Source organism: Gemmatimonas sp. (assembly GCF_044376735.1).
Taxonomy (GTDB): Bacteria; Gemmatimonadota; Gemmatimonadetes; order Gemmatimonadales; family Gemmatimonadaceae; genus Gemmatimonas.
This window is the reverse complement of the sequence record NZ_JBILKJ010000005.1, coordinates 31,565-58,336: the sequence shown is the minus strand read 5'-3', so window position 1 is coordinate 58,336 and position 26,772 is coordinate 31,565. Positions and strand designations below refer to the sequence as shown.

Annotated in this window: 22 protein-coding genes; 13 read left to right on the top strand and 9 right to left on the bottom strand. The window is 66.7% G+C overall.

The window, feature by feature from the left end; genetic code table 11:
- Nucleotides 1–18: 18 nt before the first annotated feature.
- Nucleotides 19–2,376 carry a TonB-dependent receptor domain-containing protein gene (locus ACIRA7_RS01655; RefSeq protein WP_396219049.1) on the top strand — a complete coding sequence of 786 codons (2,358 nt, stop codon included), beginning with the start codon at nt 19–21 and terminating at the stop codon, nt 2,374–2,376.
- Nucleotides 2,377–2,536: 160 nt separating this feature from the next.
- Here ACIRA7_RS01655 and ACIRA7_RS01650 read toward each other — a convergent pair whose 3' ends face one another.
- The 3 genes from ACIRA7_RS01650 to ACIRA7_RS01640 form a co-directional block, all read right to left on the bottom strand.
- Nucleotides 2,537–4,714 (bottom strand): alpha/beta hydrolase family protein, encoded by a 2,178-nt coding sequence (locus tag ACIRA7_RS01650; protein WP_396219048.1) that lies wholly within the window; start codon nt 4,712–4,714, stop codon nt 2,537–2,539.
- Nucleotides 4,715–4,774: 60 nt separating this feature from the next.
- Entirely contained in the window at nt 4,775–5,242 is a 468-nt protein-coding gene (locus tag ACIRA7_RS01645) for a hypothetical protein (protein WP_396219047.1), read from the bottom strand.
- A gap of 137 nt (nt 5,243–5,379) precedes the next feature.
- Entirely contained in the window at nt 5,380–6,186 is an 807-nt protein-coding gene (locus tag ACIRA7_RS01640) for a DUF2490 domain-containing protein (RefSeq protein ID WP_396219046.1), read from the bottom strand.
- A gap of 104 nt (nt 6,187–6,290) precedes the next feature.
- Between ACIRA7_RS01640 and ACIRA7_RS01635 the strand changes: the two genes are divergently transcribed.
- The 8 genes from ACIRA7_RS01635 (at nt 6,291) to ACIRA7_RS01600 (ending at nt 13,869) form a co-directional block, all read left to right on the top strand.
- Nucleotides 6,291–6,749 carry a hypothetical protein gene (locus tag ACIRA7_RS01635; RefSeq protein WP_396219045.1) on the top strand — a complete coding sequence of 153 codons (459 nt, stop codon included), beginning with the start codon at nt 6,291–6,293 and terminating at the stop codon, nt 6,747–6,749.
- A gap of 167 nt (nt 6,750–6,916) precedes the next feature.
- Complete coding sequence (locus tag ACIRA7_RS01630) at nt 6,917–8,083, top strand: NAD(P)/FAD-dependent oxidoreductase (RefSeq protein ID WP_396219044.1); 1,167 nt, start codon at nt 6,917–6,919, stop codon at nt 8,081–8,083.
- 12 nt (nt 8,084–8,095) lie between these two features.
- A complete protein-coding gene (locus ACIRA7_RS01625; protein WP_396219043.1) occupies nt 8,096–9,010 on the top strand; it encodes a hypothetical protein in 915 nt (304 codons plus the stop codon).
- On the top strand, nt 9,007–9,456 hold the full coding sequence (locus tag ACIRA7_RS01620) for a DUF1499 domain-containing protein (protein WP_396219042.1): 450 nt from the start codon (nt 9,007–9,009) through the stop codon (nt 9,454–9,456). The genes ACIRA7_RS01625 and ACIRA7_RS01620 overlap by 4 nt, the downstream gene beginning before the upstream one ends.
- Before the next feature lie 14 nt (nt 9,457–9,470).
- Nucleotides 9,471–9,956: a GNAT family N-acetyltransferase gene (locus ACIRA7_RS01615; protein ID WP_396219041.1), complete on the top strand. Its 486-nt coding sequence runs from the start codon at nt 9,471–9,473 to the stop codon at nt 9,954–9,956.
- Between the two features lie 2 nt (nt 9,957–9,958).
- On the top strand, nt 9,959–10,837 hold the full coding sequence (locus ACIRA7_RS01610; RefSeq protein WP_396219040.1) for a sugar phosphate isomerase/epimerase family protein: 879 nt from the start codon (nt 9,959–9,961) through the stop codon (nt 10,835–10,837).
- Nucleotides 10,838–11,018: 181 nt separating this feature from the next.
- Complete coding sequence (locus tag ACIRA7_RS01605; RefSeq protein WP_396219039.1) at nt 11,019–12,608, top strand: 4-coumarate--CoA ligase family protein; 1,590 nt, start codon at nt 11,019–11,021, stop codon at nt 12,606–12,608.
- Between the two features lie 22 nt (nt 12,609–12,630).
- Nucleotides 12,631–13,869: a Gfo/Idh/MocA family protein gene (locus ACIRA7_RS01600; RefSeq protein WP_396219038.1), complete on the top strand. Its 1,239-nt coding sequence runs from the start codon at nt 12,631–12,633 to the stop codon at nt 13,867–13,869.
- Between the two features lies 1 nt (nt 13,870).
- Here the strand turns inward: ACIRA7_RS01600 and ACIRA7_RS01595 are convergent, their stop codons facing one another.
- Genes ACIRA7_RS01595 through ACIRA7_RS01585 form a run of 3 tightly spaced genes read right to left on the bottom strand, consistent with a single transcriptional unit; the run spans nt 13,871 to nt 17,399 of the window.
- Nucleotides 13,871–15,493 (bottom strand): beta-N-acetylhexosaminidase, encoded by a 1,623-nt coding sequence (locus ACIRA7_RS01595; RefSeq protein WP_396219037.1) that lies wholly within the window; start codon nt 15,491–15,493, stop codon nt 13,871–13,873.
- A 13-nt stretch (nt 15,494–15,506) separates the two neighbouring features.
- On the bottom strand, nt 15,507–16,166 hold the full coding sequence (locus ACIRA7_RS01590; protein WP_396219036.1) for a copper homeostasis protein CutC: 660 nt from the start codon (nt 16,164–16,166) through the stop codon (nt 15,507–15,509).
- A gap of 9 nt (nt 16,167–16,175) precedes the next feature.
- On the bottom strand, nt 16,176–17,399 hold the full coding sequence (locus ACIRA7_RS01585) for a nucleoside permease (RefSeq protein WP_396219035.1): 1,224 nt from the start codon (nt 17,397–17,399) through the stop codon (nt 16,176–16,178).
- Nucleotides 17,400–17,537: 138 nt separating this feature from the next.
- On the opposite strand from ACIRA7_RS01585, the gene ACIRA7_RS01580 reads away from it, so the two are divergent.
- The gene (locus ACIRA7_RS01580; protein ID WP_396219034.1) at nt 17,538–17,924 is read left to right on the top strand and encodes a rhodanese-like domain-containing protein; all 387 of its coding nucleotides are present in this window, start codon (nt 17,538–17,540) and stop codon (nt 17,922–17,924) included.
- Nucleotides 17,925–18,009: 85 nt separating this feature from the next.
- Nucleotides 18,010–18,552, top strand: coding sequence for a YfiT family bacillithiol transferase (locus ACIRA7_RS01575; protein WP_396219033.1), 543 nt, complete (start codon nt 18,010–18,012; stop codon nt 18,550–18,552).
- 9 nt (nt 18,553–18,561) lie between these two features.
- Here ACIRA7_RS01575 and ACIRA7_RS01570 read toward each other — a convergent pair whose 3' ends face one another.
- Nucleotides 18,562–20,640 carry a WD40/YVTN/BNR-like repeat-containing protein gene (locus tag ACIRA7_RS01570; protein ID WP_396219032.1) on the bottom strand — a complete coding sequence of 693 codons (2,079 nt, stop codon included), beginning with the start codon at nt 20,638–20,640 and terminating at the stop codon, nt 18,562–18,564.
- Nucleotides 20,641–20,750: 110 nt separating this feature from the next.
- Between ACIRA7_RS01570 and ACIRA7_RS01565 the strand changes: the two genes are divergently transcribed.
- Both ACIRA7_RS01565 and ACIRA7_RS01560 read left to right on the top strand, forming a co-directional pair.
- Nucleotides 20,751–22,718, top strand: coding sequence for a M28 family peptidase (locus ACIRA7_RS01565; protein WP_396219031.1), 1,968 nt, complete (start codon nt 20,751–20,753; stop codon nt 22,716–22,718).
- On the top strand, nt 22,715–23,629 hold the full coding sequence (locus ACIRA7_RS01560; RefSeq protein WP_396219030.1) for an Ig-like domain-containing protein: 915 nt from the start codon (nt 22,715–22,717) through the stop codon (nt 23,627–23,629). Before ACIRA7_RS01565 ends, ACIRA7_RS01560 begins: the two co-directional genes overlap by 4 nt.
- An 84-nt stretch (nt 23,630–23,713) precedes the next feature.
- Here the strand turns inward: ACIRA7_RS01560 and ACIRA7_RS01555 are convergent, their stop codons facing one another.
- Both ACIRA7_RS01555 and ACIRA7_RS01550 read right to left on the bottom strand, forming a co-directional pair.
- Nucleotides 23,714–25,024 (bottom strand): DUF1501 domain-containing protein, encoded by a 1,311-nt coding sequence (locus ACIRA7_RS01555; protein ID WP_396219029.1) that lies wholly within the window; start codon nt 25,022–25,024, stop codon nt 23,714–23,716.
- Nucleotides 25,025–25,055: 31 nt separating this feature from the next.
- Entirely contained in the window at nt 25,056–26,615 is a 1,560-nt protein-coding gene (locus tag ACIRA7_RS01550) for a DUF1800 domain-containing protein (protein WP_396219028.1), read from the bottom strand.
- Nucleotides 26,616–26,772: the final 157 nt, after the last annotated feature.

Genomic DNA, 26,772 nt, shown 5'->3' with positions numbered 1-26,772 from the left:
ACACGGTACTTTATCACCATGCACACACTGTCCATTGCCGCCTCCCGAGCGCAGCGCCTCCTGCGCGTCCTGCTCGTGTTCGGCGTTGCCTCCCCGACCGCGGTTGCCGCGCAATCCACCGGCACGGTGCTCGGCCGTGTGGTCAGCGCTGCCACACGTGAGGCGATCCCCGGCGTCGTGGTCCGGCTCCCCGCGTCCGCGTCGGGCGTGGTGATTGCCGCCCTCTCCGATTCGGCTGGACGCTTCGTGCTGCGCGATGTGCCCGTCGGCGTTACCCGGCTCGAGGTGCGTCGACTCGGCTTTGCCCCGGTGGTGCGCAGCGACGTCGTGGTGAGTACCGCGCGCAGCACCGAGGTGCTCGTAGAACTCACGCCGGTGGCCACCGAGCTGGCGTCCGTGACTGTGGCCCCGACGTATTTCCCGCCGTTGCCGCCGGCGTCTTTCCCCGTGTCTACCCAGCGGTTCGGCGCCGAGGAAGTACGACGCGCCCCGGGCGTGCAGGAAGATGTGGTGCGCGCTGTGAGCGTGCTCCCCGGCGTAGGCGTGACCAGTGCCGGCCGCAACGACCTCGTGGTGCGCGGCGGCGCGCCGTTCGAGAACCTGTTCACGGTGGATGGCATCGAAGTGCCCAACATCAATCACTTCGGCACGCAGGGCTCCACCGGTGGTCCGTTGTCGCTCATCAATGTGGCCTTCGTGGAAGACGCAGCGCTCTCGGCCGGCGGCTTCGGCGTGCGCTACGGCGACCGCACGGCCAGTGTCACGGCGATCCGCCTGCGCGAGGGATCGCGCGAGCGCCTCAGTGGCTCCGTGAACATCTCGGCCACGGGCGGAGGCGCGTATGTGGAAGGTCCGCTTGGTGAGCGCGGATCGTTCCTGTTGGGCGTGCGTCGCAGCTATCTCGACTTCATCTTCAAGGCCGCCGGTTTCGGATTCATTCCGAGCTACCGGGACCTTACCGGCAAGGCCGTGTGGCGGCCGACGTCGCGCGATCAGCTCTCGGCCGTGCTCATCGGCGCGCAGGGAACGGTCACGTTCAACAATGACACCGACGAGAATCGTTTCGAGAACTCGCGCGTGGTGGCCCCGCAGCAGGACCAGTACTTCTCGGGGCTGATCTGGCAACGCACGCTGTCCAAGGGGCTGCTCACCACCACGCTGGGGCGCACCTTTACGCGTTACACCACCACGCAGAACGACTCCGGTGGTCCGGGCCGCCCGCCGTCGGTGGTCTTTGCGGCCAACACCACCGAGGGGGAGCAGTCATTGCGCACCGATCTGCAGTGGCAGCTCGCACCGCGCGTGGAGCTCGAGACCGGGGTGGTCGCCAAGTACGGCTCCGATCTGCGCTACGATCTCACGGTGCCCGGCGCCTTCCGTCGCGATGCGGCCTTTGTCGAACGGCCGTTGCGCCGCGATACGTCGTTCACCGCCACGCGCGGAGCGCTCTACACCCAGGCGACGTCGCGCCTTGGTGAGCGGCTGCGCCTCACGCTCGGTGTTCGCGGCGATTGGTACGGCTATCTCAGCAACGCCGTGCGCACCGCGCCCCGCGCGAGTGCCGTCTGGCAGCCCAGCGCGCGTACCACGGCATCGGTGTCGGTTGGGCGCTACTGGCAGCCGCCGCAGCTCATCTGGCTGGTGGGTGATACGACCAACGCGTCGCTCAGGCCCTTTGCCGCCGATCAGGTCATTGCCGGTATCACGCGCACGCTGCGCGACGATGTGAAGCTGCAGGTCGAAGTGTACGGCAAGCGCTATCGGCAGTATCCCGCGCGACGCTTCCGTCCGCAGGCGGTGCTGCAGCCGTCGGGCTTCGACGACGCCACGAATGACATTCCCTTCGGGCTCGAGCCGCTGGCCAATCTCGGTCGCGGCACCGTGATCGGCGCCGAGCTCCTGTTGCAGAAGAAACTCTCGCAGGTGCCCGTGTACGCATTGCTCACAGTCAGCGCCAACCGCACGCGGTTCGCCGCCGTGGATGGCGTGGAGCGTCCGGGCGCCTTCGACGCGCCGGTGGTGGCCAACGTGCTGCTGGGCTGGCGTCCGACCGCCAAGTGGGAGCTGTCCACGCGCCTGCGCACCGCCACGGGGCTGCCCACCACGCCCTTCGTGAGCACGGGTGTGCGCGAGGGCACGCTGGACTTCACCCGGTACAACGCCGGGGCGCGCTTGCCGCAGTTCTTCTCGCTCGACACGCGCATCGATCGACGCTGGCAGATCGGGAAGTCACAGCTGATCACCTATCTCGACGTGCAGAACGCCACCGCGCGCCAGAACGTGAGTGCGGTGGCATGGAACGCGCGGTTGCGATCGCCCGAGCGTCAGACGTCCATCGGCGTGTTGCCGAGCATCGGGATCGATTGGACGTTCTAGGTTTGGTGCGCTCAGCGGGCATCGCTGAAACGATCACGCGGAGAAGCAGAGAGCGCAGAGCACGCAGAGAAAAGCAAGACACTGCTTTTTCACTCTGCACCTCTGCGCTCTCTGCGTACTCAGCGTGATCTTTTCAGCGAACTCGCTAAACGCGGCGAGCCTACATCGTCGTCACCTTCGGCTTGGTACCGGCGTTCTTCACGTACTTGTCCAGCCACGCCACCCAGCGCGCCCACTGGTCGAGCACGGTTTCGCGGGCCACGGGGCCGTGGTCTTCGTACGGGTACATATAGAGCGATGCGGTCTTGCCGAGTCCCTGCAGGGCGTGGAACATCTTGATCGAGTTGATCGGATCGGTGCCCACATTCTGGTCTTCGGTGCTGTGGTACATCAGCAGCGCACCGTTCAGTTGATCGGCGTACAGGAACGGTGACATCTCGAGATACGTCTGGCGCCCCTGCCACAGGTCTCGGCGCTCGCTTTGGAATCCGTTCGGTGTGAGGGTGCGGTTGTACGCGCCATCGCCGGCGATGCCGGCCTTGAAGAACGGCGTGTGTACCATCGCGTTCACCGTGCTGAAGGCGCCGTAGCTGTGGCCGCCGATACCGAGGCGCTGGCGGTCCACGATGGCCAGCGTGTCGAGCGCATCGATGACGGCCGCCAGGTTGTTGCGCAGATCGACCACGTAGTTGTCGTTGGGCAGCTGTCCTTCGCTGGCGAAGATCGGGGCGTCGGGCTCGATCAGCGCGTAGCCCTGCGTCACGATAAACGCGAGTGAGCGCGGGCCGTAGGTCGGGAAGCGATTGGCCGCGCCGGCGCCTTGCGTGAGACTGCGGTTGTAGGCGTCCTGGTTGTCGTACTCGCGCGGATAGAACCAGAACATCGCGGGAAGGCGCGTGCCGTTCTTGTAGTCGGCCGGCAACGTGACCTTCACGTTGAACGAGTAGCCGTCGGCCCGTCGCGCCACGATGGTCTTGCGCACCGCCTTCGTGATCTCGGGCATCAGATCCACGTTGGTCGTGAGCTGCTTTACGTCGCGCGAGGCCAGCGTCAGCACGTACGACTGCGGCACCACCGTGGGCGACTCACGCTGAATCACCGCGCGCGTAAAGTCATCGTCGAGCGGGGCGTTGATCGTTTCGAACACATCGGCCGCGCTCTCGTAGATGCGGCTGCGCGTGCCGGTGCGGATCTCGATCTTCTCCACGAACGCGCGCGGCGTCTTGCCCGCGCTGTCGGGCGTGGTGCCCTGCGTGAACACGTACTTGCCATCGGTGGAGACCACGACCACCGGCACCCCACGGCGACCGGGGCGCGTGACCAGCTCCGACGTGCGCGCACCGCGACCGCCGGGGCCACCGGCAAGCGGCGCGACAGCCGGAGCGGCAGCCCGTGCCGTGCTGTCCGCCCCGCGGCCGCGCGCCCGCGGCGCCATCACGGTGAACTTGGCGTTGTTCTCGTCGAGGAAGATGGCGTGTTCGAAGGTGCCGCCCGTGCCCGTCTCACTCACGAACATGATCTTGCCGTTGTCGCTGAACTGCACGCTCGCAATGCGATTGGCCGTTTCATAGAGCGTCGTGCCGCCGGTCGAATCGAACGGCGCTTTCCAGTGCATGAGGCGATCGGCGCGCCGCGCGGCCGCGGCAGCAGTGGCGACGGAATCCGCTCGAGCCGCTCCAGCCGGCGCCGGCGCGATCTGCGCGTACAACAACCCGTCAGCAAACGGATGCCAGATGATGTTGCGCTTGCCGGTGTCCACGGGGGCGGCGCGTCCGGCGGCACCCACGCCTGTGGGAGCCGCCGCGCGCGGCTGCGGATCGGTGGGGTCGGCCGGCGCTTCGCCCTCGCGCAACGGGCGCTTCACCAGCTCACGCAGTACCGTGCCGGCGCTGTCGATCACCACGTCGCGCGTGCCGTAGCTCGCCACCGGCAGCAGGTACGAGAACGGCTTCTCCACGTACGTCACGCGGAAATACTGTCCATCGGGTGACGGATCGATGCTGCGAATCAATCCGGGCGCGCCAACCGGCCTTACCGCGCGCGTCTTCACGTTCACGACCGCCAGCTGTCCGGTGGTGTGGTATTCCAGCAGCGCCTTCTCGTACGCCGATACCAGCAGATCCGGATAGGTGCGCGTCTTGAGCTTGTTGTTCTCATTCAGGCGCACCATCGGACCAGTGGCCAGCTTCGGCTCGGTGGGTTCTGGGCCGCGTGCGTTGGGCACCAGCACCGTGACGATGGACGTGCCGTCGGCGGTCCATGCCGGCGCCGTGACGCTGGTCGACAACGTGGAACGCGTGGTCACCGCGCGTGACTTCCCGGTCGTGGCGTCAGCCACGTAGATCTGTGTGGCGTCGTCGAACAGGGCGAGAAACGCGAACTGCTTCCCGTCGGGTGACTATACCGGGCTGCTTACGCGCGCGCCCGCAGGGATCAGCACCGAAATCTTGCGGCCGCTCGCCCACTCGGTGATCTCGAAGCCGGCGCTGCTGCGCATCGTCAGCGCGCGATCGCGGTTGCCGCGATAGTCCACCTGGAAGCCGCCCAGATTGTGGTGCTCCTTGCCCACGTTTCGCAACGAGGGGAGCCCGTCTCCGACGGTGCGCAGGAAGAACTGCCGACTGCCGGGATTGGGCGCCGTGAAGTTCACATTCTGCTCGCGCGGCGCCGCGACCAAGCGCGCAATCGACGGCGGCGGTGTGACATAGCCTTCGTCGGCCAGCGGGTTGGGCTCTGCCGGCTTGGCGTCGGCGGTCTTCGGTCCCCGGTTTTGCGCGGAGACCGCGGCAAGCGGCAGGAACATCCCAGCCGTCAGGATTCGTGCCAGTAACGCGGAGCGTCGCGCAGCAACGGGAAGGATGCGCATCAGTGGGCTGCCTCGGGTGGGCGGTCGGATGTCAATCTGTGGGTCGCCACCGCATCGGCCGGAGCGACGCCCTCAGCCATGCTACGCGCCCCCCATCCGTAATGCAACGCATCGCCGAAACACTCCCCCGGCGAGACCTACCGCGCTCTCCCCGTGTGATTCAGCACGATCCAGAGCGTGCGATTGTTCTCGCTGGCGCGGGCGCGCGACACGGGGATCCACTGCTGCAGCCAGAGTACGTCGAGGCGCTTGGTGGTTGTCAGCGGCAATCCTGCCCCGAACGAAAAACGGTTCTGGTCGACCGCCACCCCGCGATCGGTGCGCGAGAGTCCCACGAACAGCTCGTTCTGCATGATCCCGATTACCGGCTGCGTGCGGAGCGTGAGCCCGCCCAGCGGCCGCGACCCGCGCAGCTGGTAGCGCGCGCGCAGCGCAAAGCGTGAAGCGCTCAGGGAATCCTGGCCCGACGCATCGGCGAGTACATCGGCCAGCCAGCGGTTCTCGAACCGGTAGCGCTGCATCACGTCGGTGCCACCAAGCTTCTGGTTGATCTGCGCGATGTAAAAGATCTGTCGGTCACGCAGCGGGCGCGCCGACGGCAGCTCGCCATAGGGCGCCGTGGCGACGTAGTTGACGCCCGCGCCCAGCCGAAACCCCGGGGTCAGGCGATACGTGATCGACCCGCGGGTGAGCAACTGCTGAGGATTCCGGCCCGCGTCGGTGCGACGCCATTGCACGTCGCCGAGAAACGCCCAGCGCGACGTGATCGGCTGATCGACGAACGTCGCCAGCCACAGATGGTCCTGACGAATAGTCCGCCAGGGTGTCGTGGATTGCGCCGTGGTGGCGCGCGGTCCGATCGCGCACAGGACCAGGACGAGCGTCGTGAGCGAGTGCCCGACGGCCCGAGGACGGCGCGGAGCGGGAGCGTGGTCGATGAGCATGCCGGAAGTATCGCGGGGGCGCCGACACCGGCGAAGTGGTGGCGATATCTTTCAGAAAGCCCACACCGTCTCACGCGCGCCCGCGGGCGCCTTCCAGGATTCGCATGACCGACCAGCCTTCCGATTTCGCTCACGACCGGCCGCCGTCGCACATCGAGGTGCCCGTGGCCACCGCGACCGACCTCCGGCGGCTCGACACCGTGCGGAACGACCTGCTCCGGGTGCATCGCGGCCTGCTCGAAGCCGAGCGCAACCGCTACGAGAAGCAGCATGGCCGGATCGCCAACAACAGCGTCTTCCTGCAGCTCGTCATCAACGATCCCTGGTTCGATTGGTTGCGCCCGATGGGTCAGATGGTACTCCTGATCGACGAGCGGACGTCGGACAAGAAGCAGCCACTGGGGACCGTCGAGGCGAACACACTGTTCGAGCAGTCGCTCGGGTTGCTCAAGGCCGACGCCGAGGGGGACACCTTCCAGCGGCTCTTCTTTCAGTCGCTCCAGAGTTCTCCGGAGCTGGCCGTGCTGGTGCGCCAGGTCGCCAAGGGCATCGCCGGTCTGTAGTCCCACCAGCGCACTGTCCCGCACGCGGCCATGCGCTGGGAGCCGGAACGCAACGACAGTGTCCGTGATCCGCTCATCGATGCGGCGGTGGGATTGCTGGGAGAGCGCAACGGCGTGTACCGTATCGCTCCTGCGTCTTCGCACGACACGCGCCATTGAGGTACGTCATGACGACCGAGACCACTGAGAACCAGCCCGTCTGGGACGACGGCTTCTGGACCGCCTTCCCGTCGCTGCAGGGCACCGTGACCACGGGTACCTGTGTGATCGGCCTCGGTGGGAGCGGTCTCACGGTGATCGAGGAGCTGCTGGCCCGCGGTGAAGCGGTGGTCGGGCTCGACGCCAGCGACGTGGCCGCCGGCGCGGCGGGTCGCAACGGCGGCTTCCTGCTGGCCGGTGCATACGACTTCTACCATGACGCCGTGCGCAAGCATGGTCGCGACCGCGCATTGGCGATCTATCACGCCACGCTCGTGGAGATGCAGCGCATCGCCGAGGCGGCCCCGGCCACCGTGCGCTTCGTGGGGTCGCGCCGCATCGCTGCCGACGAATGGGAAGTCGGTGATTGCCGAGCGCAGATGGAGGCCATGCAGGCCGACGGACTCGCCTGCGAGTGGTACGAGGCGGCCGATGGGGTGGGGCTCACTTTTCCCGAGGACGCGTCGTTCAATCCGCTCGCCCGTTGTCGCGTGCTGGCGCGGAAGGCCGCGCAGGCGGGCGCACAACTCTACGGGCACTCGCCGGTGACCGCGGTGCAGGGCACGCGCGTGGAGACCGCCGAGGGGACGGTGCACTGTCGGCGCGTGATCGTCGCCATCGATGGGCGGCTCGAGGTGATCCTGCCGGAATTGACCGGGCGCGTGCGGACGGCGCGTCTGCAGATGCTGGCCACCGCGCCGACCACCGAAATCACGGTGCCGTGCCCGATGTATTACCGCGAGGGCTACGAGTACTGGCAACAGTTGCCCTCCGGATCACTCACGATCGGCGGCTTCCGCGATCAGGGCGGACCGGGGGAGTGGAGCCTCGACGCCCGCCCCATGGCGCCGGTGCAGGAGTTGCTCGAAGCGTTCGTTCGCACCCATCTGGGCGTGTCGGCTCCCATTACGCACCGCTGGGCCGCCTGCGCCGGCTACACGGAAAGTGGCCTGCCGGTCCTGGAGCAGGTCCGTGAGGGTGTCTGGGCGCTGGGGGGATACTCGGGGACTGGCAATGTGATCGGGGCCCTCAGCGGCCGCGCGGTCGTCGCCGCGGCCCTCGATGACAATCCGGCGCCGGCTCGCGTGCTGCACGGCCCGCAATGGAGGGCAACGGTGACCGGTGGACGCGGCTAGATTGCTCCGCAGATGCTGACCCCCCAGCCTGCGGTCATGATTCCCGCCGTTCGTCGATTCGTCGAGGCGCTCGCGTTGAGTGCCGCCTGTGCCGCGACGTCGGTGCTGCCCGCCCAGACCACGCGCGGCGCCACGGGTGGCGCACAGGCCAACGCCGCAGCGGCGCCTCAGCCACCCGCGCAGAAGCTGCCCGAGTTCACGAAGGTGCCCACCACCTTCGAAGGGCTCTTCGCCGAACGCGAGTCTCGCGCGGTGGATGTGCTCGGCTATCTGCGCTGCCTCGAGGGCACCGTGAATGCGCTGCGCGCCGGCGCGCTCGGCGGCGTGGAGCGCGGCTGGTCGCTCACCTGCATCAAGCAGAACAACGAATGGCGCGGCATCTTCGGCGAACTCATCGACGGGCCGCCGGGCATGCGCGTGAAGGTGCAGTTCGCGCTCCGCAATCCGGGACCGACCCCCAACACGCGCAGTGGCATGGTCGTGCGCGATCCGGTCGATACGGCGATGGCCAGCGGCACCGCGCGCGCGTTGCTGCGCGGGCTGGCCGCCACCGCGCCGGGCAACGGGCTCGGCCAGTTCGTGCCGGTCACCCTGTCACAAAAGAACTTCACCGAAGTGTGGTTCGTGCCCTCGGCGAACAGCCCCGAGCGCGCGGTGATCGGCGGCGACTCGCTGATCCAGATGTCGCGTGACGGTATGCGCGAGCTCGGACACGCGTCGAGTACGCCGAAGATGCGCGTCGTCTCCATCCCGGTGGGCGGCACGACGTACACCCTGGAGAGCAGCGAGGTGCGCATCCCTCTGCTCACGGAGTTGATGTTGGCCCATCTTGCCATCGATGTGCTCCCGGAGGTGCGGGTGCGGACGCGTGAGTACGATGCGATCCTCACACGCGCCACCCGCACGTGGACCTTCGTCAAGCGATGATGCGCCCCCTCCTGCTGGCCTCGCTCGTGACCTCCCTCGTGACGATGGCGTGGCCTCCCTCTCTGCATACCGGTGCCGACCCGATGTTGCCCCCCTGTCCCGATACGCCGAATTGCGTGTCCACCGAAGCGACGCGTGCATCGCAGCGCGTACCAACGGTGCCGTTCCGTGATGCGCCGGCGGCGGCGCTCGCACGCGCCAAGTCGGCGCTGCTGGCCGAACCCCGCACGACGGTCACCATCGAGCGCGACGGTCATCTGCACGCCGAATGCCGAAGCTTCCTGTTCCGCTTTGTCGATGATGTCGACATCGTGGTCGATCCCGTGGCGCACGTGTACCACTTTCGGTCGGCCTCGCGCGTTGGGCGCAGCGATCTCGGCGTGAATCGCCAGCGTATCGCACGGATCTCGGCGCGTCTGGCGCTGCCCCCGGCCACCTCGGACTGACGGAGTCGCGCCCCATGTCGTTGGTACTCCGCGCCGCTGTTCAGGCTGACGTTCCCGTGATCCGGGAGCTCATCGAAGGATTGGCCGACTACGAGAAGCTGCGTCACGAGTGCATCGCGACCGACGCGTTGCTCGACGCGGCGCTGTTCGGGGCGCGACCGTATGCCGAGGTCGTGATCGCCGAGTGGCATGGCGCGTCGGCCGGTTTTGCGCTCTTCTTTCACAACTTCTCGACGTTTCTCGCGCGCCCCGGGATCTATCTCGAGGATCTGTTCGTGCGTCCGGCGTATCGCGGCCATGGAATCGGCAAGGCGCTGCTGCAGTATCTCGCGCAGCAGGCGGTGACGCGCGATTGCGGACGTCTCGAGTGGTCGGTGCTCGATTGGAACGTCGACGCCATCGGGTTTTACGAGAAGTTGGGCGCGCGCCCGCAGGATGAATGGACCGTGTACCGCGTCACGGGAGACACCCTGACGCATCTCGCCAACGGAGCACTCTGATCATGGAACCGTCTGCTGCCAGCGGGTCGCCGCTCTCGCGTCGCGAGGCCTTGCGACTGCTCGCTGCCGGTGTGGCCGGCAGCACCGTCTTGCCGGCGTTGGCAACGGCGTCGTCGTCTCACGCGAACGTGCCTCGCCGCATCGACCGCATTGGGCTGCAGTTGTACACCGTGCGAACGGCGTTGTCGAAGGATCTCGAGGGGACGATCGCGGCCGTGGCGGCGGCGGGCATCACGGAGCTCGAGTTCGCCGGCTACTACAACAAGACGCCCGCCTGGTGGTCAGCACTACTCAAAACGCACCACCTCACGGCACCGGCGACCCACGAAGCGCTCCCCCTCACCGATGACGGCTGGTCCGCCATTCTCGATCGGGCGAAGGGCGTGGGCCACGACATCGTGATCGTGCCGTTCGTGGGCCCGATGTATCGGGGCACGCGCGACAACTGGATGAAGCTGGCTGAACGCCTCAACACCGGCGCCCAGCAGGCAAAGGCGGCGGGGCTGCAGTTTGCGTATCACAACCACGACTTCGAGTTCGCGCCGGTCGGGGACACGACCGGCTACGAGATTCTCACGGCGAACACCGACGCGTCGCTCGTGAAGCTCGAGCTCGATATGTACTGGGCGGTGAAGGCGGGACGCGACCCGCTGGAGATCATGACGGCGCACAAGGGGCGCGTGATCTGCTGCCATGTGAAGGATGCGAGTGCCGCACCCGAGCGGACGATGCTCGATGTGGGCGCTGGCACCATCGACTTCAAGACGCTGCTGGCCAAGGGCCGCGCGCTCGGTCTCAAGCACTGGTTTATCGAACACGATCAGCCGGCCGATCCGCTGGCGTCGATCAGGGCCAGTGCCGCCGCCATGCTCCGGTACTGAGTGATGCATCGGGCCATGACGCGATTCACCGTCGGCATGCTGGCCGACCTCGTGATCATCGACGGCAACCCGGCGGCCGATATCAGTGGCATCCGTAAAGGGCACGGTTGGCTTGTGGTCGCCGCGTGAGGCTGTAGCTTCGTCACACGCACCTCCGTCCCCCCGCCTGTCGGAGCCATTCATGCACGAAGCCAAGATTCTCCGCAGTCCGCATCCAGACGTCGACATTCCCGACATGCCCCTCGTGCCGTTCGTGCTCGGGCGCGTGGCGGAGTTCCCCGATCATCCCGCGATCACCTGCGGTGTCTCGGGAAAGACCTATACCTATGCGCAGCTCGACGATGCCGTACGGCATGTCGCGGCTGGACTACACGCGCGTGGCATCCGGAAGGGCGACGTGGTCGGGATCGTAAGTCCCAACCTTCCCGACTTTCCGGTGGTGTTCTACGCGGCGGTCTCGATCGGCGCGATCGCGTCCACCGTCAATCCGATCGCGACCGCGGAAGAAATCGGCGCGCAGTTCGCCGACAGCGAAGCGGTACTGATCGTCACCATCCCCGAACTGTTCGAGAAGTGCGCGGCCGCCGCGCGGCTCGCCAGCACCGTGCGGGAGATCATCGTGTTCGGCGAGGCCGACGGCGCAACGCCGTTCCGGGAGCTGTTCGCGCACGGCAACACGCCACCCGTGGTAGAGATCGACCCGGTCACGGATGTGGCCGCGCTGCCGTACTCCAGCGGTACCTCGGGCATCCCGAAGGGCGTGATGCTCACGCATCGCAACCTCGTGGCCAATCTGCAGCAGATGCAGGCGATCACCGAGGTGATCGACAGCAACAGCCGCGCGCTGGGGGTGCTGCCGTTCTTTCATATCTACGGTATGGTCGTGGTGATGGGCGGCGCGCTACGAGAGGGCGCCTGCATCGTGTCCCTCCCGCGCTTCGACCTCGAGCAGGTGCTGAAAGTGCTCCAGGACCACAAGATTCGCATGGCCAACATCGTGCCGCCGATTCTGGTGGCGCTGGCAAAGCATCCGCTCGTGGCGAATTTCGACTTGTCGTCGCTCAAGTACCTGTTCAGCGGGGCGGCGCCGCTCGGGGCCGAGCTCGCCACGGCCTGCCAGGAACGTCTCGGGCTCAGGGTGCGGCAGGGGTACGGGCTCACCGAGACGAGCCCCGTCACGCACTTCCATCCCATGGACGACCGTCGCGTCGTGCTCGATTCGGTGGGACCGGCGGCGCCGAACACCGAATGTCGCCTGGTCGATCCCGCCACGGGCGATGACTGCGCGCCTGGCGAACGCGGCGAACTGTGGATACGCGGCCCGCAGGTGATGAAAGGCTACTTCAACAAGCCTGAGGCGACGGCCGCGTGTATCACGGAAGACGGCTGGTTCAAGACCGGCGATGTCGCCGTCGTGGATGAACTCGGCTGGTACAAGATCGTCGATCGCGTGAAAGAGCTCATCAAGTACAAAGGCATGCAGGTCGCGCCGGCGGAACTCGAAGCGTTGCTGCTCGGGAATCCTGCCGTGGCCGACGTCGCTGTGATTCCCGTGCCCGATCCCGACGCCGGGGAGATCCCGAAAGCCTTCGTCGTGCTGCGTGCGCCGCTCACCGCCGACGAGGTCATGGCGTTCGTCGCCGAACGCGTTTCGTCGTACAAAAAAGTGCGTCAGGTCGAGTTCGTCGACGCGATTCCGAAGTCGCCGTCAGGTAAGATTCTCCGTCGGCTGCTCGTCGAACAGGAACGGCAGCGCGCGCGCACCACTTAACTCTCACTCCACGCGCAACGTCATGGCTTCTCCCCGTCTCGGTATCGGATTCATCGGATCCGGTTTCAACACACGTTTCCATATGCAGGGCTTTCGGCAGGTGCGGGATGCCGACGTGCTCGGCGTGTGGAGCCCCAACGCGAAGAACGCCGCCTCGGCCGCGAAGTACGCCCGTGAGCTCGATGTCGGACACTGCAAGGCCTACAAGTCCATCACCGATATGGTGTGCGACCCCGACATCGACGCGATCTGGTTGAATGGGCCGAATCATGCGCGTATCGAGAATGTCGAAGAGGTGTGCGCGGCGGTCACGTCGGGCAAGGCCACGCTCAAGGGCATCGCCTGTGAGAAGCCGCTGGGGCGCACGGTGGCCGAAGCGAAGCACATTCTCAAGCTCGTGGAGAAGGCCGGCATCATGCACGGCTATCTCGAGAATCAGTACTTCTCGCCGCAGGTGAGCGTCGGCCACAACCTCATCTGGAAGCGTGGCGCCGCCAATACGGGCCGTCCGTATCTGGCCCGCGCCGCCGAAGAGCACAGCGGTCCGCATATGCCGTGGTTCTGGAACGGCGAGCAGCAGGGCGGTGGGGTGCTGAACGATATGATGTGCCACTCGGTGCTCGTGGTGCGACAGCTGCTCACGCCGCCGGGCGAGTCGCTCACCACGCTCGTGCCCAAGCGCGTGACCGGTCACATCGCCTCGCTCAAGTGGTCGCGCAAGGAGTACGCGGCGCAGCTCAAGAAGACGATGGGCGTCGACTATCTCAAGAAGCCGTCCGAAGACTTCGCCAGCGTCACCATCGAATTTGAAACGCCCGATGGCGGCATGGCCATCGGTGAAGCCACCACCAGCTGGAGCTTCGTCGGACCCGGCCTGCGTCTCAGTGCCGAGTTGCTCGGCCCCGAGTACTCGATGAAGTGGAACTCGCTCGACTCGGGGCTCGACCTGTTCTTCTCGCGCGCCGTGAAGGGCAAGACGGGCGAGGACATTGTGGAAAAGCAGATGGCCGAGTCGGGGCAGATGCCCGTGGTGGTCAACGAAGCGATCGCCTACGGCTACGAGGCGGAAGACCGCCACTTCGTGCGCGCGTTCCTCGGCAAGGAGAAGCCGGCGCTCACGTGGCATGACGGACTCGATGTGGTGAAGCTGCTCATGACCGCATACATGAGCGCGGAGCAGGGAAAGACCATCGAATTCCCGCCCCGCCACATCGACAAGTTTGTGCCGCAGGTAGCCCAGGGCACGTGGAAGCCGCGGTAGTCTACTTTCGGTAGTTCACATCGAGGGCGTCCAGCCGCGCGAGGTGCGTGGGCAGGCGCCCTCTGAAGTCTGCGAAGTCCCGTCGCGTCTTCGCACTCCACAGTACCTCCGACAAGGCGACCATGCGTGGATACGCCATGTACTCCATGTGCTTGGCGTTGGGAATGTACTCGGACCACAGCTGCGCCTGCGCACCGAGCACATGCTTCGCTTCGGTGGCGGTGAGTTGCGGCGGCACCGGCTCGAAGGCGTACACACTGTCGATCGGCGTGAAGCCACCAATGGCCAGCGGCTCCGTGGCCTTGTCGCGCGACTGGTAATGATCGAAGTACGTGTGACTGCCCGGCGCCATCACGACATCGTGGTTGGCCTTGGCGGCCGCAATGCCGCCGTCCATGCCGCGCCATGACATCACTGTCGCGTTCTCGGCGAGACCGCCCTCGAGGATCTCGTCCCAGCCGATCATGCGTCGGCCGCGCGCCGTGAGGAACGTGTCCATCTGCCGGATGAACCAGCTCTGCATTTCGTGCTCGTCCTTGAGGCCGAGCGCCTTGATGCGCGCCTGAATCTGCGGGTTCGCCTTCCACTGCGCCTTGCCCGCTTCGTCGCCGCCGATGTGGATGTACGGGCCCGGGAAGAGGGCGAGTACCTCGGTCAGCACATCCTGCATGAACGCCACCGTGCTGTCGGTGGGGTTCAAAATGAAATCGCTCACGCCCCACACCTGCAGCACGCCGGGGCTCGAGTCGGGCCGGCTGGAGAGGCGCGGGTAGGCGTGAATCGCCGCTTGCGAATGCCCCGGCATTTCGATCTCCGGCACCACCGTGATCATCCGCTCGGCGGCGTACGCCACCACTTCGCGCACATCATCCTGCGTGTAGAAGCCACAATGCCGCTTGCCGTCGAAGTTGCTTGGCTTGGGATTCGTGATGTACGGACCAATCAGCGTCTGCTCCCGGCAGGAGCCAAGCTCGGTCAGCAACGGATACTTCTTGATCTCGATGCGCCATCCCTGGTCTTCGGTGAGGTGCCAGTGAAAGCGATTCATCTTGTGACGCGCGAGCAGGTTGATGTACTTCTTGACGAATTCCTTCGACTCGAAGTGACGCGCGACGTCGAGATGCGACCCACGCCACGCGAAGCGCGGCGCATCTTCCACGTGCACGGCGGCGGCGCGCCACGTGGTGTTGCCCAGAGGAGCGTCGCGGTAGATGGCGACCGGCAGCAGCTGCTTGAGCGTTTCGAGCCCGTAGAAGGCGCCGGCCGGTTCGCTGGCCTTGATCACCACGCCCGTGGCCGACACGTCGAGCGTGTACGCCTCGGGGCCAAGGGTCGGCGTGCGAACCAAGGCGATGCCTCCAGAGGCGGCGCTGCCCGCCGTGGCGCGACGCACGACCGTGAGATCAAAGCCGGTGGGATTGGCCACATCCCGCGCGAACCGACGCGCCACGGTGGTGAATGCCGGGTCGGCATGCACCACCGTACGGGCCGTGAGCGTGAAGGTGCCACTTCGCGGTGTGAGCACGACCGGACGCGGAATGATTGCGTACGTGCTGCTGTCGGCGGGCATCGCGTGGGCGGCCGTGGGCAGCGCCAGCAGCGCCGCCAGAATCAGATGACGCATGTCGTTCCTTCGGCTAATGGGTGGCCAATGCCTGCACGACGTCGCGAACGATCGTGGGATCGGTGCCACGCGCGTGCACCTCACGCACGTGGCTCTGCTCGATGAGGCGCTGTACGTTCTCGGCGCGTACGGTTCCACCGGCCAGCACGACCAGCCGGTCGCCCGCGTGCGCCTGCAACGCCTGCAACCGGGACGCGCCGTCCAGGGCGGTGCGGCTGTGTCCCGACGTGAGGATGTAGTCCACGTCGAGCGTCAGCAGCTGCTCCAGCGCCTCGAGCGCGTCCGGCGTGCGATCGAATGCCCGATGGAACGTCACCTTCATCGGGCGGGAGAGGGCTGCCAGCTCGGCAACCTGCCGGGTGTCGATCGTGTGGTCGCCGTGCAGCGGCCCGAACACGACGCCGTTCACCCCCAGCGCCTTCGCGGCAATGATGTCGTTGCACATCACGTCCATGTCGTCTTCGTCGTACGAGAAGCTGTGAGTGTGTGGACGGATCATCACATGCAGCGGGATGGTGAGCTCATCCCGGCAGCGCGCGATCAAGCCAAGCGACGGTGTCGTGCCGCCATCTCCCGGACCGCACAATTCCACCCGGCCGGCACCGAATTGCTGTGCCGCGCGTGCTGTCTGCACCGAATCGCAGCACGCTTCCACCAACGGTAGCGGAGTCATACGCGGCCCTCAGTGTGCGGCCGCCGCCGCGCGATCGACACTGGCGGACGGACGGAAGAGCAACAGAAACACCGCGAACACCGCCACGGCCCCGATCGCGGCCACCTGCCACACCTGCAGCCAGTCGTGCGTGGCCGCACCGGCCGTACTGCTGGCATAGCGGTTCACGACACTGCCCGAGACCGACGCGCCCACGAAGTAGCCTACCCCGTTCGTCACGAGGTTGAGGAAACCCTGAGCAGCCGCCCGCACCTTCGGACCCGCCACTTCGTCGGTGTAGATCTGGCCGGCCACGAAGAAGAAGTCGTAGCACACGCCATGCAGCAGGATGCCCGCGTAGATGAGCCACATGCCTGCGCCCGCGTCGCCACGGCTGAAGGCGAAGTAGCGCACCCCCCACGCCAGCATGCCGATCAGCATGATCCACTTGATGCCGAGCTTCCGCAGCGCAAAGGGCAGGAGGAGCATGAACCCCACTTCCGATGCCTGACCGAAGGACATGATGCCCGCGGCGTTCGGCACGCCGATCTCGTTCATGAACGGGTTGGCGAACGCGTAATAAAACTGCAGCGGGACGCACAACAGGAACGAGCCGAGCACGAAAATCACGAAGTCGGGGCGCTTCAGCAGCTGCAAGGCGTCGAGGCCGATGGCGTCACGCATGCTGAACGGCGCACCGGCCGCGCGCGGCGGCGTATGCGGCAGCATGAATGCGAACAGGCCCAGCGCGATCGATCCGGCGGCCGAGATCTGCATCGGCACCGCGAGCTTGTCGGCGTGCAGCACGAAGCCCACCAGAATGCCCGAGGACACGATCCACCCCACGGTGCCGAACACGCGGATGATCGGGAAGTCGCGCGTGGAATCCTTCACATTGTGCAGCGAGATCGAGTTGGTGAGCGACAGCGTGGGCATGTAGCAGAACGCATACGCCAGCAGCATCGGGTAGAAGCTGCTCCACTCGGTTTGCTGCGACATGAGATACATGAGCACGGCGCCGATGAGGTGCAGTGCCGCGAGCAACTTCTCGCTGGCGAAGAACCGGTCGGCCACGATGCCCATGAAAAACGGCGACACGATGGCCGCGATGGCCGTTGCGCCGTAGGCCGCGCCAATTTGCGTGTCCGTGAAGTGCAGCGTTTGGCCGAGATACGTGCCCATGGTGACGAACCATGATCCCCAGACGAAGTACTGGAGGAACATCATGATTGACAGGCGTCCCTTCGTTCCCATTATGGCAGCTCCCAGAGGCGGATATATCGGAATACGATGCGGCCGGCGTGGTCGTCCGGGCGATGCAGCCCCGGGTGGCGCGAACAAAAGTGTATGGTCGGCGCTGGATATGCGGAAGGTACGAGGCCAGCTTGCAGGATGGACCATTCCCCCGGATTTCTCGCCCACGTCGAGGGCCGTCGCCCCCACGTGCACGAAGTGTCGATCCCCGACACGCTCGCTACGCTTCAGGCCAACCCCGCCGCCGTCCTGATCGACGTGCGCGAAGACCGTGAATGGAACGCTGGTCATGCGACGGCGGCGATCCACGTGGCGCGCGGTGTGATTGAGCGTGACATCGAGAAGCTCGTGCCTGACCCGTCCACGCCGCTGTACCTGTACTGCGGCGGCGGCTTTCGCTCCATCCTCTCGGCTGACTCGCTGCAGCAGATGGGATATACCAACGTGCATTCCGTGATCGGTGGATGGCGTGGCTGGCAGGAGCAGGGCGCCCCAACGATCGTGCCCGGTACCGACACGCCGTAGGGGCGCACCACACCGGTGCTCGCCTCCCTCCTGTCCACGGTCGGCACGTGCCGTGTCCATTTCCGCCTTTCCCCGGAGTCCCGCTATGTCCGGCACACCTGACGTCGCTCACGACGCACAGCGCTTCCCGATCGGTCGCTTTCAACGACAGGCTGAGTTCTCCGCCGAACAGCGCGCCGAGCATATCGCGCGGATCGCGGCGCAGCCCGCCAATCTCGCGGCGGCCATGAGCGGTCTCCACGCGGACGATTATGCGGCGCCGTATCGCGCCGGTGGCTGGACGGTGCGGCAGCTCGTGCATCACATGGCGGACAGCCATGCCAACGCGTATATCCGCGTGAAGCTGGCGCTGACCGAGCACGAGCCCACGATCAAGCCGTACGACCAGGACGCCTGGGTTGCGCTCGCCGACAGCGAACTCGTGTCGCCGCTCGTGTCGCTTGCGATGTTCACCGCGATTCATGAACGGCTCGTGGCGGTGCTGCAGTCGCTCGAACCGGCGCACTTCGCGCGCACGCTGCTGCATCCGGAGAACGGCCCCATGACCATCGATCAGCTCGTGGGGCTGTATGCGTGGCACGGCGATCACCACGTGCGCCACATTCAGCTGTATCGCGAGTCGCGCTGAGCGTCGCGCCTACGGCTGACCTTCCACGATGCGCGCCCCTTCACCGACGAGCGCGAGCCCGGCGGTGCCGGGGATGCCGAACATCGCGTAGATGAATCCGCGCGCCGGGGTGGTGAGGGTCTGCCACCCCGCGCCGGTGAATCGCAGCACCGTGCCACTGTCGCCCGCGGCGTACACTTCGGTCGGGCTACGCCCCCAGAGCGTGCGAAGGTCGCGAGTGGTCGGGGCGGGGAACCGCTCCCACGCCACGCCATCGTAGCGCAGCGCGGTGCCCGAATCGCCTACCACGAACACATCATTCGCGCTCGTCCCCCACACCGCGCGCAGCCGACTGGTGGACGGCACGATCAATGACTGCCACCGGCCCCCGTCGAAACGAAGCACGGTACCGCCGTCTCCCACCGCATACACGTTGGCCGGATCGGTACCCCACACGCCGCGCAGGAATTGTTGCGTCCCGCTTTGTTGTGGCGACCAGCCAGAGCCGTTGGAGCGGAGAATCGTCCCGCGTTCCCCCACGATCACGTGCTGCCCACCGCCGCTCCACACGGCCCGCAGGAGCCCCGTGGTGGGCGCCGACTCGCGCACCCACGTGGTGCCGTCGTAGCGGAGTACCGAACCGGTGTCGCCCACCGCAACGATGTCGGTCGCACCGTTCCCGCTGATGCCGTAGAGATCGTTCACCGAAGGGACCGGCTCCTGCCGCCACACAATACCGGCGCGACGAAACACGGTGCCGCCGAAGCCGACGGCGAACATCGCACCGCCGCCGGCCCCGTACGCCGAGAGCAGGGCGGGGTCGGACAGCTCCGTGGTGGCCGTGGCCGCTGCGCCGGTGCCACGTAGTGTGATCACCGTGCCCCACCAGCCGGCGAGTCGCAACGTGCCGTCACCGCGCGGGGCGATGGCCCGCAGGTTCTGTCCCGAGCCGATCGACAGCGCCCGCCAGGTGGTGCCGTCGAAGTGATACGTCGTCCCGCCGTTGCCAACGGCGTACACATCGTTGAACGCGCGACCGCGCATCGCAAAGAGATTGGCCCGCCCCGGCGCGGTCACCGGGCTCCACTGCACGCCGTCGAAGCGGAGGATGGTGCCGGAGATGCCGACCGCGAACACGTTCCCCACGCTCGTCCCCCACACGTCGAACAGCGGGTTCGCATTCGGGGTGGCCATCCGCTGCCAGCTCGTGCCGTTCCAGCGCAGGATCACGCCGTTATTGCCGACCACGAAGACGTTCGTCGCGTTCGCCCCCCAGATCCCCCAGAGGTCCTCGGTGACCGGCGTGGGCTGCGCCGTCCACGTGGTGCCGTCGAAATGCAGGATGGTGCCGCGGTCGCCGGCAATGAACACATCATTGGCGGCGAGTCCCCAGACTTCCAGCAGCGTCGCGGTCGTCCCGCTCGACACCGCCGCGAAGCGCACGCCGTCGCCGTGGTACAGCACGCCGCCGGCCCCGACGATCCAGATATCCGTCGGCGACGAGCCCCACACACCAGTCAGCGTTTCCGTGGTGTTCAGCGAAATCACTTCCCACGGGCCGTTTGAACGCGACCGCAGCATGATGCCGCCCTGTCCTACGGCATAACTGCTTCCCGCGCCATCGTCCCAGAGCCCGAGGATCGTGATATCGGAGAACCCCGGACGCGCGATCCGCCACTCGACAACGCCCGGGGTCGAACCGCTCACGCCAACCTGCACGACCGCGCTCAGCGCGCCCACCGTGGCCGTGACTCGCGCCGTGCCCGGCGCCACCGCACGGATGACCCCCGCGGCGTCCACTGCGGCCGTAGCGGGCGCATCGCTGCGCCACGTGACGGCCGGGTTGGCGACCAGCTTTCCGGCGCTGTCGCGGGCAACCAGCTCGATGACGCGCTGCTGACCCGCCTGCAGGTTGAGCGAGGCGGGCGACGCCGTCAGGCTCCGGATCGCCGGCCCGGGTGGGGGGGACGGCGGCACCACAGTCGGGCCGGAGTCGCGGCAGGCTGCCAGTGTGGGCAGCGCCGCGCCAAGCGCGACCAGCCACAGGCCACGTCGCCCCGAGTGAAACAGCCGACGGACGAACCCCGAGCGATGCGAAGAAGGCCCCATAGTGTGACGGACGCTAGCCGCTCGCGCTATGCGGACGCAACGGCCAGTCCGTAGCTTTCCGCCGTTGCTCCCCGATCCGTCCTGCGCGCACTCCTCTCCCGTTGACGCGAATGACCACTGTTGCTCCGTTTCGCCGTGGGTTCCTCGTCCCGATGCTGCTGCTCGGGCTTGCGTCGGTGGCACCATCCGCCGCGATCGCACAGGTCGCCTCGTCCCGCCCGGCACCGGCCGACCCCGATGTGTATCTGCTGCCGCTGGTGGGACGTGGTGATGCGCTCAAGATCGGCGTGCCGGCCAACGTGTCGCGCCGCGCCGGCTACGACAATCAGCCAGCGTTCCAGAAGGACTCGCGCGCGTTGTACTTCACCTCGAATCGCGGCGATGGTCAGAGCGACATCTATCGCCACGATTTCAGCACGGGACTCACCGCACCGCTGCGTGCCACGAAGCCGGAGAGTGAGTACTCGGCCATGCCGACGCTCGACGGTAAGTCGGTCACGGTGATCCGGGTGGAGGCCGACTCCACGCAGCGGCTGGCCCAGTTTCCGACGGACGGCGCGGCACCGACGGTGCTCTTTCCGGCCATCAAGCCCGTTGGGTACTTCGCGCAGGCCGACGACAGCACGTGGGTCATGTTCGTGTTGGGATCACCGGCCACGCTGCAGCTGGCCCGCTCGGGTGCCGGACGCGAACAGACGACCGGCGAGGTCATCGCCAGCAATGTAGGACGGTCGCTGCATCGTATTCCCGGCACCGCGCACGTGAGCTACGTGCAAAAGGGTGGGGCCGCGTGGTACGTGATGCAACTCGATCCCGTCTCGCGGCGCGTCGATACGCTGGTCGCGCTGCCGAAGGGCAGTGAGGACGTGGCCTGGGTGGACAGTACCACGCTGGTCGTGGGGAGTGGCACGCAGCTCATGCGGTGGCGCCGTGGCACCACGGCGTGGATGTCGCTCGGCGATCTGGCGTTCGCCCATCTCGCGAATATCACGCGATTGGCGGTGAGTCCGAACGGGCAGTGGCTCGCCCTCGTGGCCGAGCCGCGCGAACGCACCGCGATGCCGTCGGTGGCCGCGGCCAGGATGCCGGTCGATCGCATCGACGCGGCGTCGGTGAAGCGCAACATCGGCATCCTCGCCGCCGACTCGATGGAAGGACGCATGACCGGGTCGCGCGGACAGGAGCGCGCCGCCGTGTGGCTCGAGCAGCAGTATCGCGCGGCCGGTCTGACCCCCGCGGGAGACTCGGGCACCTTCCGTCAGCACATTCCGCTGCGAATCGCGCAGGGGCCGGCTAATGCCCCGGGGCGTACGCGTCCTGCCCCCGTTGCCTCATGGGCGGCCTGGGATTCGCTCCCCGCCGAGCAGCGTCTGCGTACGTCGAACGTGGCGGCCATGATCCGCGGCAGCGACCCGGTGCTGCGCGACGAAGTGGTGCTGGTGACCGCCCACTACGATCACATCGGCATCCGCGAGCCGGTCGATGGGGACTCGATCAACAACGGGGCCGATGACGATGCCTCGGGGAACGTCGCGCTCATCGAGATGGCCAAGGCGCTCATGAAGGGGTCACGCCCCAAGCGCACGATTCTGTTCATGTCGATCACCGGTGAAGAGGTGGGCGGGTTCGGCACCAGCTGGTACATCCGCCACCCATTGTTGCCTCTCGAGCACACGGTAGTCGATCTCAACGTGGAAATGATCGCGCATGTCGATTCGCTCGCCGGTGGTTTCGGCAAGGCGTGGCTGACCGGCTACGAACGGTCCACGTTGGGTGACCTGCTGGCGGACAACGGCATTCCGCTCGTGCCTGACCCGCGGCCGGGGCAGAACTTCTTCTCGCGCAGCGACAATGTGGCGTTTGCACGCATCGGTATCCCGGCGCATTCGCTCTCCTCGTACAATCTCGTGACTCCGTACCATTCTCCGAAGGATGAGGCGTCGATCGTGAACATTGAACACATGGTCCAAGTCATCTCGGCCACCACGAAGGCGGTGCGCCTGCTGTCGGACGGCCCCAAGCCCAGCTGGCATCCGGGCGGTCGCCCTGATGCGCCGGCGCCGCGGACGCCGCGATGAGTTCGCGCCTGAAGACGTACACCCGCAGGATCGCGTTCGCCGGTATCGCGCTGCTGGCAGCATGTGATGACAAATCGATGGATGTCACGCCGCCGCCGCCCGCCGTGGTGGTCGCGCGGCTCGAGCTGTCGGCCGCCACGACCGCGCTCACGTTGCAGCAAACCGTGCAGGTATCCGCCGCGGCGCGCACCGCGAGCGGTGCCGTGGTGGGCAGCGCACAGCCGGCGTGGAGTTCGACGGCGCCGGGCGTCGCCACCGTGAACGCGTCAGGGCTCGTGACCGGTGTCGCCCCTGGTTCCGCCACGATCCGGGCGACCGTGGGGTCGGTCAGCGGTACGCTCGATGTCACGGTCACGTCGGCGGCGGGTGTGCTGGCCACCGTCGTGGTGAGTGCGCAGGATCTCACTATTCAGCTCGGCCAGCTCACCCAGGCCACCGTCAGCGGCCGCGACGCGCTGGGAGGCCCGGCGGCCCTCGGGACACGCGTGGTCACGTGGAGCTCCAGCAACCCCGCGATCGCCACGATCAACGCCGCCGGTGTCGTCACAGGCGTCGGCGTGGGCACGGTCAATCTACAGGCGTCGGTCGCCGACGGCGCCGCACCGAGAACCGGGAGTATCCCGTTGATCGTGACGGGCATTCCCAACGCCCCGACCACCGCCGACGTGTTCATGCCGGGGCTGGTGTTCAGCCCCACGGAAACGGTGGTGAAGCTGGGAGGCACCGTGCGCTTCGTGTTCCCGCCGTTGGCCCACGACGTGATCTGGGACCCGCGACTCGCCGGCTCACCAGCCGACATCAACGTCACCAGCAGCGTCATCGTGGCCCGCTCGTTTCCGGCCGTCGGTGTCTTTCCGTTCAAGTGCACCTTGCACCCGGGCATGGACGGCACGGTCATCGTCAGCCCGTAGCGCTGTACCGCTCCTCGCGGCGCGACGCACGAAGGGCGCACCCGGATATCGGATGCGCCCTTCATTCGTTCCAGCCCGGTCGCGCTATGCTTTCGTGACGTTCCGGAAGCGTGGCGTGTAGTCGGGGAAAATCACCGACAGATTGTTGTTGCCAAGCCGGTTCTGCACGATCTCGGCAAAGATGTCGCGATGGTCGAGCGTGACGCGAAGATCCTGTCCGTTCTCGAGGTTCTCGCGCGCGAGTCCCGGCCAGCCGTTCGTGAGCACGCGACCACCGTTGATCTTCTTGCCCATCGCGAATGCCACGTTGCCACGGCCGTGATCGGTGCCGCGGTTGCCGTTCTCGCGGGCGTTGCGTCCGAATTCGGAGACGATCACGACGGTCACGCCATACGCTGTCGTCCCCTGAATGACGTCGGCGTGAAACGCCGCCAGCGCTCTCGAGAGGTCGAGCATTCGGGTGTGCATGGCGCCGCCGTCCAGCGTGATGACCGGGCCCTGATTGACGTGCGTGTCCCAACCACCGTTGAACGCGTGGATCGCCTCGATGCCCACATCGGCTTTGATCAGCGCGGCCGTGGAGCGCAACGCCTGCCCGAATCCGCTGTTCGGATACACCGCGCCGTTGGACGCGGCGTATCCGGTGAAGTTGATCCGTTGCAGCAGCGCGATCGTGTTCGTGGCGTCGAGGGCATTCGCCGCCACCGGGTTCACGCTGCTGGCATGGTTGGCGGCAAGCCACTGCGCTCGCGCGGAGGCCGTGGCGCCGCTACCGCCGATGGTGAAATTGGCGGGATTCGGAATCGGCAGCGACTTCGGTCCGCCCGACAGCGTTTGCGGAAGACCACCGGTGAAGCTCAGGCCACGCAACGGGGCGTTGGCGCGCAGCGGCGCGCTCGTTGCCAGATGCCGGCCAAGCCAGCCGCCACCGATGCGCGGATCACGTGGCTTGCCCACCTCGATGTACCGCTGCGCATCGAAGTGCGAACGGGAGTTGTCGACCGATCCCGTCGCGTGCGCCACCAGCAGGTCGCCGTTGGTGTACGCCGGCATCAACGGCGCCATGCCCGGCGAGAAGCCGAAAAAGTTGTCGAGCGCCACAGCCTTGGGGCCCGTGCCAGCGGCATCAGGGCGCGCGATGGCGATGTTCGGCCGCCCCGTGTAGTAGTCAGGGTCACCGAACGGCACCACCAGCGACATGCCGTCGATGCCACCGCTCAGGAACACCGACACGATGATGTCGCGGCTGCCGTTCGAGCTCTGCGCCAACACCACCTTCGGGAGCCACGTGGGGAGCAGGGCGCTCACACCCACACCGCCGGCCAACGTCAGGAAATCGCGACGCGCCAGTTGCTGGTACTCCCGGCACCCGCCTTCGGTCGATTCATCACTCATCTGGCGACTCGGCTCACGTGGAAAGAGGGCATCAGAACCACTGGTACTCCTGCGAACAGCCGGCCAGCGAGATCGCCTCGCGCACCATCGCGTCGTTGTAGGCGCCGCTACGCAGGTAGGTAAGGAGCTGCGTGCGCAGCGCGGGGGAGATCTCCCCACCGAACATCCGCGACGCGATTTGCGCCACGACGCCGTCGGCGGTGTCGGGGGATCGGAAGCGCATCGAATCCACGCGGGTGGTGGTCGTGCTGACCTGCGTCGACAGATACTGCATGTACGACCACCGCGTGATCACCAGCCCGCTCCACCAGTCGACGCGATCGGGATAACCGTTGGGCTGTTCCCACATGAACACGGGCATGCCCATCTGGTCGGCGCGCTGACGGGCGGCCCGGATGTTCACGACCTCGGCGCCCATGCCACGCAGCGCCGAAACGGCGAGGTGGAAGGGACGCTTGTACTTCGCCGGCGCCGCCATGAGGTTCTTGCCCGAGAGGATCGTGCGGATCATCGCCTTGATGTCGCCGCCGGTCGCCAGGTACGTCGCCGCCGTGGCGTCCACGACCGCCTGCGGCGGCTCGTATGCCAACAGCCAGCGGGCCATCTTGAGTGAGATGTACGCGGCCGTGCTCGGGTGCTCCACCAGCATCTGGATGGCCGCGTCGCCTTCGGCTTTCATCTGCACGTCTGTGGCCGTCGTCGGCATGGCCGGGAACGAGCGGCCCATGAACGTCTTCGCGTTGCGATCGTGGAACGTGCGGTTGAACGCAAACGTCCCGGCGCCGGCCGTGGTCCAGCCGGTGAGAATCCGGGAAAGTTCCGCCACGTCAGTCTGCGTGTAGCCGCCATTCACGCCGAGCGTGTGGAGCTCCATGATCTCGCGCGCGTAATTCTGGTTGGGCGTCGGTGTGCGACTCAGGTTCTGGTCGAGATACCGAAGCATCGCCGGGCTCTGTGACGTCGCACGTAGCAGCTCAGGGAACGTCCCCAGCGCATTCGGGCGGATCACATCGCGATCGTCCACGAGTTTGAGATAGCCGACCTTGTTCAGGCTGATCGTGAAGTGATCGGTCCAGAACTCCACCATCCGCTCGCGGAGCTGCGCCTTCGAGAACGCGGCGCGATACCACGTCGCGTCGGCCAGCTGATTGTTGAGCTCGTTGCCGTCCTGCGTCGGCAGCATCGCCAGCGGCATCTGCGTCATCGGCAGTCGCGCGGCGATGGTGCCCTCGATCGCGCTGTCGTCGATGGCCGACGCGCGCAACTGGTAGTCGAGGTAGCCGGAGTAGCCGAGCCGACGCGCCAGCGCGACTTCCTCGGGGGCCACGCCCATCGTGATGCGGCGAACGAGACGGAGCACCGGATCGCTCCACGCGGCCGACGCGTCACCGGCGGTGTTCGCCGGCTGTCCGCTCGGAAACGGGCTGCTGCCGCGGCTCTTGGGGCGCTGGGCCTCGAGCGTCTGCGCGGCAGCCAAGCCGACCGCCGCCGACGCGCCAACCGCAAAGAAGCGGCGACGGCTGGAGCGGTGGTCGCCGGGGGGCGCGTTCTCGCTCACGGGTTCCGGATGATCAGCGTCGGAAGTCGACATGTCGGTCGGCGGAAAGGACGGATGGTGGGAGCCTGAGGCGGCGTCGCGAACAGGGAGTCACCCTTAATGTTTAGGATGATCGGCGCTTCTGTCAACAAAAATTACGGCCGAGTCCGCATATCTTTAGGTAACACGTGAGCCGATGTGAGACTGCGGA